Source organism: Collimonas sp. GW821-FHT07E08 (assembly GCF_059418905.1).
The window spans coordinates 1-11,978 of sequence record NZ_JBWKQR010000015.1 but is presented as its reverse complement, the minus strand read 5'-3'; the positions used below and the strand labels follow the sequence as shown (position 1 = coordinate 11,978).

Below are 11,978 nucleotides of genomic sequence, written 5' to 3'. Positions count from 1 at the left end.
TATCTGGATAGCCCTAGAGTGGATATCTGGATATGATTTGTATTTTAATTAAATTGCATAATGACAATTTATTGCCATGCTGGCAGCTATGGTTTCAGTAGATAATACGGCTATTCGCCATTTCGATAACCGTATGGAAAATGATTTCTGATTATTTAAAATGACACTATGAAAAAAACCGCAATCATTACCGGCATTACCGGCCAAGACGGTGCGTACTTAGCGCAACTTCTGCTCGAGAAAAACTACACTGTTTACGGCACATACCGCCGTACCAGTTCAGTCAATTTCTGGCGCATGGATGAGTTGGGTGTCACAACCCATCCTAACCTGCATCTGGTGGAATATGACCTTACGGATCTGGGTTCCACACTAGCCTTGGTCCAGAAGGTGCAGCCTGACGAGATCTATAATCTCGCGGCCCAGAGTTTTGTCGGCGTCAGTTTCGACCAGCCGACCACCACCGCGCAAATTACCGGAATCGGGGCGTTGAACTTGCTGGAGGCAATTCGCCTGGTCAACCGGAAGATCAAGTTTTACCAGGCTTCGACGTCCGAAATGTTCGGCAAGGTGCAGGCTATTCCGCAAGTCGAAGACACGCCTTTCTATCCGCGCAGCCCATATGGCGTTGCCAAGCTCTATGCACACTGGATGACGGTCAATTATCGCGAGAGCTACGACATCTTCGGCTCCAGCGGCATCCTGTTCAATCATGAAAGCCCGTTGCGCGGACGCGAGTTCGTCACGCGCAAGATCACCGATTCGGTCGCCAAGATCAAGCTGGGCCAGCTGGATTGCGTGGAGCTGGGCAACCTGGATGCGAAACGCGACTGGGGCTTTGCCAAAGAATATGTGGAAGGCATGTGGCGCATGCTGCAGGCCGATCAGCCGGATACTTTCGTGCTGGCCACCAATCGTACTGAAACCGTGCGCGACTTTGTGCGCATGGCCTTCAAGGGAGCCGGCATCGTTGTCGATTTCAAGGGTTCTGCCGAAAACGAAACCGCGGTCGATGTTGCCACGGGCAAAACAGTAATGAAGATCAATCCCAAATTTTACCGGCCGGCCGAAGTGGAGTTGCTGATAGGCGATCCGGCCAAGGCCAAGGCCAAGCTCGGCTGGCAGCCGAAGACTACGCTGGAAGAACTTTGCGCGATGATGGTGGAAGCCGACTTGCGCCGTAATCGAGAAGGGTTTTCGTTTTGAGATTATTGCTTACCGGAGCTGATGGATTTACCGGGCGCCATTTTGCCGATAGCGCTAGCGCTGCCGGGCACCGGGTGACTGCGATCAGCTCTGATTTAAAAGACCGCGACGGCTTGAAGCAGGAAGTTCTGAAGGCTGCGCCGGAGGCGGTGATACACCTGGCTGCCATCAGCTTTGTCGGGCATGCGGACGCCAGCGCTTTCTATGACGTCAATGTCATCGGCACCCTGAACCTGCTGGATGCCTTGGCCGCGTTGCCGCAGCCTCCCCAGAAGATCCTATTGGCCAGCAGCGCCAATGTTTACGGGAATTGCGAGCAATCGCCCATTTCTGAACAACAGGCGCCTGCCCCGGTAAATCACTATGCGATGAGCAAGCTGGCCATGGAATACATGGCGAGGAACTACCTGGACAGATTGCCGCTGTTTTTCGTGCGGCCGTTTAACTACACGGGCGCAGGACAATCGGAGTCATTCCTGATCCCCAAGCTGGTGGCGCACTTTGCGCGGGCCGCGGCATTCGTCGAGCTGGGCAACCTGGATGTCGAGCGCGAGTTCAATGATGTGCGATTCGTCTGCGACGCTTATTTGAAGCTGTTGGACAAGGCCGTCCCGGGCGAGGTCTACAATGTCTGTTCAGGCAACCCGGTGACGCTTAAATCGGTGATCGAGCTGTTGCGCAAAATTTCCGGGCATGAACTGGAAGTCAGGGTAAACCCGGCTTTTGTACGTGCCAATGAAGTCCATCGTTTATGCGGCGTGCCGGCCAAGCTGGAAAAATGTGTCGGCGCATCGGTCCATCCATCGCTGGAAGAGACATTGCAGTGGATGCTGAAAAATCAACCCTAAAGTAAAAGTCATGCTTATACCTGTCATCTTATGCGGCGGCGCCGGTTCCCGCCTGTGGCCAGTCTCCCGGGAAATGCATCCCAAGCCGTTTATCCGCCTGGAAAATGGCCAAAGCCTGCTGCAGAACGCCTGGTTGCGCGGAGCGAGTTTTGCGGATGTGACCGATATTCTCACCGTGACCAACCACGAGCTTTATTTCAAGGTTGAAAGCGAATATCGCGAAGTCGCCGGCAAGGCTCACAAGGATCTCGTCAACAGTTTCATCCTGGAGCCCTTCGGCCGCAATACCGCACCGGCAGTTGCCGCAGCGGCGATGCAGATAGCCGCGGCCCACGGCGAGGATGCATTGATGCTGGTGCTGGCTGCGGATCATCTGATCGCAGACCAGGCAGCTTTTGCCCAGGCAGTGTCGACCGCGATGCAGCTGGCGCGGCAGGGCAAGCTGGTGACTTTCGGCATTACCCCGGAAGCGCCTGAAACGGGATTCGGCTACATAGAGGCCCGTGGTAATGAAGTTCTGCGTTTTGTTGAAAAACCCACCTTCGAAAAAGCGCAAGAGTACGTGGCGTCCGGCTCTTACCTGTGGAATTCCGGCATGTTCTGCTTTTCCGCCGGGACTTTGCTGAAAGAGATGGCGCTGCATTGCCCTGAGATTGTGGAAACTACGCGCGTTTGCCTGCAGCAAGCCAGCAAAACCGAGAGCAAGGGCGCCGCCAAGATTGAACTGTCCGGTGATGATTTCTCTCAGGTCCCGGATGATTCCATTGACTACGCCGTCATGGAGAAATCGAAAAACGTTGCGGTTGTCCAATGCAGTATCGGATGGAGCGATATCGGATCGTGGCGCGCCCTTGGCGACCTGATCAGCCCGGATGACGAGGGTAACCGCATCGAAGGCAATGTCATGATCCACGATGTGAGCAATACGCATATCCAAAGCCATGAACGCATGACCGGCGTTGTCGGCGTGGACAATCTGATTATCGTCGATACGCCTGATGCGTTGTTGGTAGTCGATCGCAGCCGTGCGCAGGATGTAAAGCATCTCTACGCGCAGTTGAAATCGCAAGGCCACGACACGCATAAAGTCCATCGCACGGTGCACCGTCCGTGGGGGACGTATACGGTCCTGGAAGAAGGGCCGCGTTTCAAGATCAAGCGTATCGTGGTCAAGCCGGCCGGCCGCTTGAGTTTGCAGATGCACCATCACCGCAGCGAGCACTGGATTGTGGTGAGCGGCATGGCAAGGGTTGTCAACGGCGACAACGAATTGTTTGTCAATTCGAATGAATCTACCTATATCCCTGCAGGTAACAAGCATCGCCTTGAAAATCCTGGGGTTGTCGATCTGGTCATGATCGAGGTGCAAAGCGGCGATTATCTGGGCGAGGACGATATCGTTCGATTTGACGACGTGTACGGCAGGAAATAGTTCTTTTACATCAATCGTCAGCCGTATTTTTGATGGCCCGGGCTTTTGCCCGGCGCCAGCATATTCTTGATATTTTTCAGTCCAGGCAGATAGTGACTCCATCCAATTAGTTGTTGCTGTGATGTTGTAAATCTGCAAATCTATCAATCTGACTTTTGTCTGTCGAGGATCGTTAAGAACCGAACGGGGCCTGGAAAACTGAATTGGTCAACGCCTCGCGAAGAAAGCAGAGCCGCTTGATGGAAACATGGCACGGATTGAATGGAGGCATTGGCCCATTGAAGACTTTGATTGGTCAACCAACTGATGGTGGATTACGATGATGGCGCGTAAGGATGCACTTACATGCGGAATAGCGCTCTGTACTTTTAATGGCTTGTCTTATCTGGACGAGCAGCTGACTAGTCTTTTGGCGCAGGATCGGCAGCCCGACCGGGTTGTGATCTATGACGACGGTTCAAATGACGGTACATGGGAATTTATAAAAGAATGGGCGCAACGAGCGCCTTTATCTGTTTCGGTCCACCAGCAGTCAGAGCGCGTAGGGTATGTGCGCAATTTTGAAGCGGCCGTACAAGCCTTGGATACGGATCTGATTTTCTTGTGCGACCAGGACGATGTCTGGCTGCCGCACAAGATTGCCTTGATGGCGCAGACATTTGAGGATCAGCCAGACCTGCTCTTGTTGCATACCAATGCCAAGCTGGTTGATGCAAATGCCGAAGACCTTGGGATTTCCTTGTTTGACGCACTCGAATTGTCGGAATTCGAACATGCCGCTGTATTGACGGGAAACGCACTGCAAGTATTATGTCGGCGCAATCTGGTCACCGGAGCCACGGCTGCCTTTCGTCGTCGCTTGCTGGAGATTGCCCTGCCGTTCCCGGCAGCCTTGGTACACGACGAATGGCTCGGACTTGTTGCGGCCGCTTATGGCCGGATTACCTTGCTTGATGCGTCGACGATTCTTTATCGGCAGCATGCAAATAATGCGCTTGGCATGCCGTTGGAAAAATCAAAGCCCGGAGGTTTAACCCCGAGGGGGGACTTTCATGCAAAATTTGCAGTGCGGGTCGCGGGTTTGGTGAGTCTGCTGTCAGAATTGACGCCAGCCGGCGCCGTTGAGCCTCCTCCAATACTGCAGGAAATGAAGACGCATATCGAATTTCGAGCAAATTTGCCGGTTGAAAACGTGAAACGAGTGGCAAGCGTTTTGTCGGAGTGGAAAAGCGGTCGTTATGGCATTTTTTCCAATGGCTTCCGCAGCGTGTTGCGAGACATCGCGAATTATTGAGATTCAAAGTTGCAAGTTTTTGGCCGCAAGCAGCGATTCTGTCCGATGTCTCATCAGAGGTGGCATAATGCCGGCCGCTTGGCGCTGAGCCGATCACAACCCTCGATTGATCAATGACAATGGCGCTTTTGCGCCAATGCTTATTCCGTGCTGCTAAATGCTTGTCAAATGACGGCCCTGGCAAGTCATCGTCTTTTTTGGAAAACTGGATTGCCTGGAACTGGCTAGTTGATGATTGACCGATTATGGCAAACGTTGTTTCTATCACCGTAGCGTATCAGCCGGATCCGGATTTGCTGGAGCAGCAGCTGCGCGCGCTTGCATCGCAAGTGAGCGTGATCGTGGTGGTGGATAACGGCAGCGATAATGTGTCCGACTGGCATTCGCGCATTGCGGCCGAAACCGGCGCCCGCGTTTTGCGGCTTGCCGGCAACGTCGGCATAGCCGCAGCCCAGAATGCCGGCATCCGCTTTGCGCAGGAGGCCGGCGCCAGCCATGTGCTGTTGATGGATCACGACAGCATCCCGGAACCAGGCATGGTTGATGCTTTACTGGCTGCCGAATCGCGGTTTCTGTCAAAAGGTGTCAATGTTGCTGTGCTAGGCCCGGTGCGCATCGATCGCCGTACCGGATCGTTGTCCGGATTTGTCAGGCAGCAGGGCGCGAAAATCGGGTGGGTGACCTGTGCCGCTGCCGTGGATGGATTGGTCGAGGCAGATTTCTTGATTGCTTCCGGAAGTTTGATACCTGTTGCCGCATTGGATGTGGTCGGTTTGATGAATGAAGGCTATTTCATCGACCACGTGGATACGGAGTGGTGTTTGCGGGCGCGCGACAAGGGACTGGCGATTGTCGGCGTATGCGCCGCAAGGCTCAGCCATCGCCTTGGCGACAGCGTAGTGCGTGTCTGGGTGGGGTATTGGCGTGAAGTGCCTCTGAATTCACCAGTCCGTAATTATTATATGTTTCGCAATACCGTGCTGATGATGCGATTCGCGCCCATGCCTTGGGTATGGCGGCGAACCCATGTGTTTCGCTTGCTGCAGTATGTCGTCTTTTCCTCTATCGCCGTTGCGCCGCGCTGGAAGCGGATCGGCTTGATGGCGAAGGGTGTCTGGCACGGATTGAACGGGCGTACCGGTCCCTTGACCGTATTGATTGATCGAACAACAACCGATGGTGATGCAGTATGAAGCAGGGCGATGAAGATAAGCTGACATGCGGAGTGGCGTTGTGCACCTATAACGGACGCGCTTATCTGGCTGAGCAGTTGGCTAGTCTTCTGGCGCAGGAACGCCGGCCGGATCAGGTTGTGATCTATGATGACGGCTCGGCGGATGGCAGTTGGGAGCTTGTGCAGGAATGGGCGCAGAAAGCGCCGTTGCCGGTTTCGGTGCACCGGCATCCGGAACGCGTAGGTTATATCAAGAATTTTGAAGCCGCAGTACAGCTGCTTGATACCGATCTGATTTTCCTGTGCGACCAGGATGATATCTGGCTGCCGAATAAAATTGCCTTAATGGCAAATGAATTTGAAAAGCATCCGGACCTGTTTTTGTTGCACACCAACGCCAAGCTGGTAAACGCCGCTGCCCAGGATTTGGGCGTTTCCTTGTTCGAGGCGCTGCGGTTGTCGGAAAGCGAGCGCCAGGCCGTGTTGGCGGGAAACGCGCTTGAAATATTATGCCGGCGCAACCTGGTTACCGGCGCCACGGCAGCCTTTCGTTGCCGTTTGCTGGATATTGCCTTGCCGTTCCCGGCTTCCCTGGTGCACGATGAGTGGCTGGCCATCGTCGCAGCGGCACATGGGCGCATGAGCCTGCTCGATGCGCCTACGATTCTTTACCGCCAGCATGCGAATAACGCGCTTGGGATGCCGTTGTCGAAATGGCGGATATGGGCCTTGCTGAGTGCGCCGCCGGGCCAGTTTCATAAACGCTATGCAGCACGGCAGGGGGAATTGATGCGGCAGCTGACAAAATTGTCCGCGATGAATGCCGCTAAAGCGCCTTCATTCTTGCCTGAAATGAAAAAACATGTCGAATTCCGCTCGAATCTCCCCTCGGGTAATTTGAAACGAATTGCAAGCATTTTCTCGGAATGGAAGAGCGGCCGTTATCATGTGTTTTCAAATGGCATTCGCAGCGTGGCACGGGATATTGTTAATCGCTAGGATGTATTCATGATAATTCCAATGGCAGGAAAGTTATAATTCCAAGACTGAGGGTGATATTCCCTCTTTTCGCTTATATATAACTATATTAAATAATTAATGATGACTCCCAGATTTTCAATTTCGATCGTTAGCCATGGTCATGGAAAATATATCGAGAGATTGATTGGAGATCTGGTTCGTTTGAACCGGCCAGACATCGAGGTAATTCTCACGTTGAATTTGCCGGAATCTTTCGCTTTCGATTTCTCCACAATGCCATTTGATTTGAGGGTCATAAAAAATGACCGGATCAAAGGATTCGCCTCGAATCACAACGACGCTTTTTCCATCAGCAAGGGCGAGAATTTTGTTATCTTGAATCCCGATATCAAATTGGGTGCAGATCCGTTTGATGTCATGCTGGCGGTAATCAAAGAGAATCCCAACTGCATTTGCGCGCCGCTGATAGTAAATAAAAATAACAAAATCGAAGATAGCGCCCGCAATTTCCCCAGTCCGGTTTTATTGGGGAAAAGGCTGTTGAGCCGCGTCTTTCATTTTTCCTTGCCGATGGAAGTGCTGGCCGTAAAAGGGGACGTCATCATGCCCGATTGGGTAGCCGGCATGTTCATGGTTATTCCGCGCGAGATTTATCAGCATCTGCATGGCCTGAGCGAGCGGTACCATATGTATTTCGAGGATGTCGATCTGTGTGCGAGGGCGCGCCTGGCCGGCTATCCGGTGCTGGTGAACCAGCGCGTGAGCGTGATCCATGAGGCGCAACGCGATAGCCACCGCAAATTGCAGTACCTGTCCTGGCATGTCCAAAGTGCGATGAAGTTCTTTACCTCCAGCGCTTATCTGAAGATCAGTGCAAATCGCTTGCTGGCCAATATGTCCAGGAAATAAATCTGATGCCAGCCATGACGTGCCGGCATTTCATACGGGTTCACATTATCTGGCTGGCATGCTTGCGCTGAATGCGAAAACAGCGCGCAAGTGTCGCCGGGACTGTGAAAAATTTCTGAATCATGTAGTTGGTGGAGTGCCATAATGGCCCTCGTTTGACATATCGGCGCTCTCTGGAATGACCTCTTTTCTCATCAGTTTCGTTATCTCATTTCTGGCAACGATGGTCGTATTGCGGTTGGCGCACCATGGCCATGTCCCGCTAGACCATGATCTCACCGGCGTCCAGAAATTCCATGCCCGGATCGTGCCGCGCATCGGCGGTTTGCCGCTTTTCATTGCCTCGATATCGGCCGGGGCCATTACGTATTATCGCGATGCGCCTATTGGAATCCTGTTATTGCTGTTGATGGCTTCGTCCGCCGTGGCGTTTCTTGCCGGCCTGGTGGAAGACCTGACAGGCAAGGTGCGGGCGATGCATCGTTTGCTGCTGACCATGGTTTCCGCTGCTGTCGGTATTTACCTGTTGAACGCGGTTGTCGTGCGCGTCGATGTCTCCTGGCTGGACATGCTCATGAAATATCGCTGGGTGACTATTCCGCTGACCATCGTCCTGGTGGCCGGGATAGCCAATGCGGTCAACCTGATCGACGGCTTTAACGGACTGGCGAGCGTCGTCACCATGTTCATGCTGTTTTCGCTCGGCTACGTTGCGTGGCAGGTCAATGATGTCTTTGTGATGACTGCCGCACTTGTGATCGGGGGAGCCATCGCCGGTTTCCTGTTATGGAATTATCCTTTCGGCCTCATCTTTCTCGGCGACGGCGGCGCTTATTTCATCGGCTTCATGTTGGCCGAACTGGCGATATTGCTGGTGGCGCGCAACCCGCAGATATCCGCATGGTATCCGGCTTTGCTATTGGTCTATCCTGCATTCGAGACGGTATTTTCCATCTATCGGCGGCTCCTGGTCCGGCGGACCTCGCCTGGCATGCCCGATGGGATACACCTGCACAGCCTGATTTTCCGTCGCGTCGTGCGTTGGGCGGTCGGCTATCGCGACGCTCGCATGATTACCCGCAGCAACTCACTGACCTCGCCCTATTTATGGGCCCTCTCGCTGATGGCGGTGGTGCCCGCAACGTTGTTTTGGCGCCATCCCTGGATGTTGCTGAGTTTCTTCCTGATATTCGTACTGTCGTATGTCTGGTTGTACCTTCGCATTGTGCGTTTCAAGGTGCCAGGCTGGATGGCGATCAAGCGGCGCCACAAGAAGTAGAAGGTGAATGCCCTTCATCGCCTGTTCTCGCAAACATCGGGTTTTGTTTGTTTTGGGATTGACGGTAGAGGATGTATAGGAACTGCCATATTTTCAAAGTGGCGCCGGTAACGGCCACGACGCAGCTGCAGGTTCTGGCTCTTGAATATGGTTTTTAAAGAGATTGCCATGTTGCGATTTTTCATCTTCAACCTGTTGGGAAATATCATCCCGATGCCGATCGCATTGATCTGCGTCCCCGTGATTTCTCATCACGCCGGCGTCGACCGCTTGGGAGCCTTGGGCGTCGTATGGGCTTTGGTCGGCTACTTCAGTTTTCTCGATTTCGGCTTGAGCCGCGTGGTTACGCGTCGTATCGCCCATGCGATTGAGAATGGGCGCCTGTCCGACGAGTTGTCCGAGTTGCGCAGCTTCTTCCTGTGGTGGGCGATCCCGGTGATGCTGGTAATCGCCCTGATATTGCTGATTGCCGGCTCAACCATCGGCCATATCTGGTCTGAAGGCCAGATCGCCATGGAAATCGACAGCGTATGGAGCTGGATTGCCTGGTGCGTGCCGATTACCCTGGCGACCAACTGGTTTCGGGGCATGCTTGAAGGCATGCAGCAATTTGGCCGCTTGAATGTGCTGCGGGTTGTCTTCGGCAGCTGGAACTATGCGGCGCCGGCAATCATCGTGCTCTGGTATCCCAATCTGGAAGCAATGGTCATCAGCATTGTGCTGGGGCGGATATTGGCATTGGCCGCGCATGTACTCGCCTGTGTTGCTGTCGAACGCCAGATCGTCTTTGGCCCCACCCCTCGGAAAACCGGTTCACTCAGGCTTTTTTTCCGTGAGGGAGGGTGGATGACGGTGTCGAACGTTATCAGCCCCTTGATGGTGTACTTCGACCGATTCTTGCTGGCTTCCATGGTGCCGGCGCGGGCGATTGCCTGGTACGTGGTTTCGCTTGAGCTGATGATGCGCACCAGCGTGATACCCGGGGCGCTCGCAAGCGTGCTGTTCCCGAAATTCTCGAAAGTGCATGGCGCCTCGGAAAGCGGCGCCGAGGCATATTTATACGAGCGCGGCATTCGTATCATCGCTTCCATCATGCTGCCGGTATGCGCCATTGCTGTGATTCTGTCGTATGAAGGCATGAAATTGTGGATGGGCGAATCATTTGCAGTAAATAGCTATCGGATAATAGAGATCATTGCCGTTGGGATATTCGTCAATTCGGTGGCGCATTTCCCGTTTGCCTGGGTGCAGGGAACAGGACGTTCACATTTGACTGCACGCCTTCATCTGGCGGAACTGCCGTTGTATATGGCCGGACTGTATTTTGCCGCCATCAATTGGGGAATCCTCGGCGCTGCATGGATGTGGACGATACGCGTATCCCTGGATTGCATCGCTCTTTTGTGGATGGGACCATCGGCTGCGCGGCGCAAGATTTTTCCTTTTGTCTGTTTGGGGGCGGGATTCCTGCTGTTTATTGGTTTCCTGGATGGAACGAACCTGTCGATGACACAGCACGCGGTGCTGGGGACAATATGGATAATGATCGCTTGCGGCATTTCCTGGTTTGTATTTCTTCCTAAAAGCGATCGTAAGGTATTGGTTAAATTAAGCTGGTCAATTACAAAAATTTTCGGTTAATAGCAAACTTTATATACGTTGATCGATCTCATCCAATTGCAATGTAGAGTGCAGCGTTGCAATTAGCTCCAGACTGTATATCTTTCCAGGTATGTCGTACAATTTTCAGAAATGCAAATTAATAAAGGAATTTTCATGAATTTATCCAGTATGTCGGTAGCCGAACTGCGTGCGCTGCAGGAACAGATAACGCAGGAAATTAAGGCCAAGACCCAGGCAGAATTGGTAAAGGCACGCGAAGAAATCCTGGCAATTGCTCAAAATGCAGGTATTTCCTTGAAAGATTTATTGGATTCACAATCGAATGCAAAAAATCGCGCCCCGAAAACAAAAGTGGCGGTACGCTATCGCCATCCGGCAAACAGTTCGCTGCAATGGACCGGCCGCGGCCGTCAGCCAAAATGGGTTCAGGAATGGGTAGCCGCCGGAAAAACCCTGGATGACCTGCGGGTATAAACCTCTACAGCTGTCATAAAACGCCATAGAAAAATATTCCGGGAGTTATTCATTCCCGGATAGGTTTTCGTTCGTCAAGCGTGAGGGATTGCCGGTATATGATTGCCGGCAATTGAGGCGATGGTTACCGATGATCAAATCCAATTTGATTGGATTTGATCAAATTTGATTAGCCAGGAAATCCGCTTAGACGCTTAGATATTCATGCTGGCATTCACATCTTACTTAGAAACCATGCTCCCAATCTCAAAATCGATATTCAAGGCCTACGACATCCGCGGCATCGTAGGTAAAACCCTGGACGCCGGCATCGCGCGCCAGATCGGCCAGGCTTTCGGCGCCGCCGCCATGGCCAAGGGTGAAAAAACCGTCATTATCGGCCGCGACGGCCGCTTGTCCGGCCCGGAGCTCGCTGCAGCTCTGGCGACCGGCCTGCAAGATGCGGGCGTGGACGTGATCGATCTGGGCCTGGTAGCGACACCTATGGTGTATTTTGCGACCCATGTGCTGGGCGCCCAGTCCGGCATCATGGTCACCGGCAGCCACAATCCTCCCGACTACAACGGCTTCAAGATGGTGCTGGCGGGCGAGGCGATATACGGCGACACGATCCAGCAGCTGTATCAAGCCATTGCAAACGGCGACACCAAGGCCACCGTTTCAGCGCCGGCCGGCAGTTACCGCCAGCACGATATCAAGCATGCCTATCTGCAGCGCATCGTCAGCGACACCAGGCTGGCGCGGCCGATGAAGATCGT

11 protein-coding genes are annotated in these 11,978 nt (G+C 53.3%); all 11 read left to right on the top strand.

What is annotated here, in order from left to right:
- Positions 1-168: 168 nt before the first annotated feature.
- Positions 169-1,206: a GDP-mannose 4,6-dehydratase gene (gene gmd, locus AC07RZ_RS18805; protein WP_494669097.1), complete on the top strand. Its 1,038-nt coding sequence runs from the start codon at positions 169-171 to the stop codon at positions 1,204-1,206.
- Positions 1,203-2,054: a GDP-mannose 4,6-dehydratase gene (locus tag AC07RZ_RS18800; RefSeq protein WP_494669096.1), complete on the top strand. Its 852-nt coding sequence runs from the start codon at positions 1,203-1,205 to the stop codon at positions 2,052-2,054. The genes gmd and AC07RZ_RS18800 overlap by 4 nt, the downstream gene beginning before the upstream one ends.
- Positions 2,055-2,064: 10 nt before the next feature.
- Positions 2,065-3,486, top strand: a complete 1,422-nt coding sequence (locus tag AC07RZ_RS18795) for a mannose-1-phosphate guanylyltransferase/mannose-6-phosphate isomerase (RefSeq protein ID WP_494669095.1) — start codon at positions 2,065-2,067, stop codon at positions 3,484-3,486.
- Positions 3,487-3,805: 319 nt separating this feature from the next.
- Positions 3,806-4,780, top strand: coding sequence for a glycosyltransferase family 2 protein (locus tag AC07RZ_RS18790; RefSeq protein WP_494669094.1), 975 nt, complete (start codon positions 3,806-3,808; stop codon positions 4,778-4,780).
- A 245-nt stretch (positions 4,781-5,025) separates the two neighbouring features.
- Positions 5,026-5,973: a glycosyltransferase family 2 protein gene (locus AC07RZ_RS18785; RefSeq protein WP_494669093.1), complete on the top strand. Its 948-nt coding sequence runs from the start codon at positions 5,026-5,028 to the stop codon at positions 5,971-5,973.
- Positions 5,970-6,953 (top strand): glycosyltransferase family 2 protein, encoded by a 984-nt coding sequence (locus AC07RZ_RS18780; RefSeq protein ID WP_494669092.1) that lies wholly within the window; start codon positions 5,970-5,972, stop codon positions 6,951-6,953. The genes AC07RZ_RS18785 and AC07RZ_RS18780 overlap by 4 nt, the downstream gene beginning before the upstream one ends.
- 99 nt (positions 6,954-7,052) lie before the next feature.
- Entirely contained in the window at positions 7,053-7,844 is a 792-nt protein-coding gene (locus AC07RZ_RS18775; protein ID WP_494669091.1) for a glycosyltransferase, read from the top strand.
- Positions 7,845-8,151: 307 nt separating this feature from the next.
- Positions 8,152-9,123 carry an MraY family glycosyltransferase gene (locus AC07RZ_RS18770; RefSeq protein WP_494669090.1) on the top strand — a complete coding sequence of 324 codons (972 nt, stop codon included), beginning with the start codon at positions 8,152-8,154 and terminating at the stop codon, positions 9,121-9,123.
- 147 nt (positions 9,124-9,270) lie between these two features.
- Positions 9,271-10,764, top strand: coding sequence for a flippase (locus AC07RZ_RS18765; RefSeq protein WP_494669089.1), 1,494 nt, complete (start codon positions 9,271-9,273; stop codon positions 10,762-10,764).
- Between the two features lie 135 nt (positions 10,765-10,899).
- The gene (locus tag AC07RZ_RS18760) at positions 10,900-11,220 is read left to right on the top strand and encodes an H-NS histone family protein (RefSeq protein ID WP_494669088.1); all 321 of its coding nucleotides are present in this window, start codon (positions 10,900-10,902) and stop codon (positions 11,218-11,220) included.
- A gap of 234 nt (positions 11,221-11,454) precedes the next feature.
- Positions 11,455-11,978, top strand: a 524-nt coding sequence (locus AC07RZ_RS18755; protein ID WP_494669087.1) for a phosphohexomutase domain-containing protein, incomplete at its 3' end; no start/stop codon positions are given.

What these genes read in the sequence shown, in the direction of transcription:
- AC07RZ_RS18760 (WP_494669088.1), top strand. Translation starts at nt 10,900, where the DNA reads ATGAATTTATCCAGTATGTCGGTAGCCGAACTGCGTGCGCTGCAGGAA.
- gmd (WP_494669097.1), top strand. Translation starts at nt 169, where the DNA reads ATGAAAAAAACCGCAATCATTACCGGCATTACCGGCCAAGACGGTGCG.
- AC07RZ_RS18780 (WP_494669092.1), top strand. Translation starts at nt 5,970, where the DNA reads ATGAAGCAGGGCGATGAAGATAAGCTGACATGCGGAGTGGCGTTGTGC.
- AC07RZ_RS18775 (WP_494669091.1), top strand. Translation starts at nt 7,053, where the DNA reads ATGATGACTCCCAGATTTTCAATTTCGATCGTTAGCCATGGTCATGGA.
- AC07RZ_RS18785 (WP_494669093.1), top strand. Translation starts at nt 5,026, where the DNA reads ATGGCAAACGTTGTTTCTATCACCGTAGCGTATCAGCCGGATCCGGAT.
- AC07RZ_RS18795 (WP_494669095.1), top strand. Translation starts at nt 2,065, where the DNA reads ATGCTTATACCTGTCATCTTATGCGGCGGCGCCGGTTCCCGCCTGTGG.
- AC07RZ_RS18765 (WP_494669089.1), top strand. Translation starts at nt 9,271, where the DNA reads ATGGTTTTTAAAGAGATTGCCATGTTGCGATTTTTCATCTTCAACCTG.
- AC07RZ_RS18790 (WP_494669094.1), top strand. Translation starts at nt 3,806, where the DNA reads ATGATGGCGCGTAAGGATGCACTTACATGCGGAATAGCGCTCTGTACT.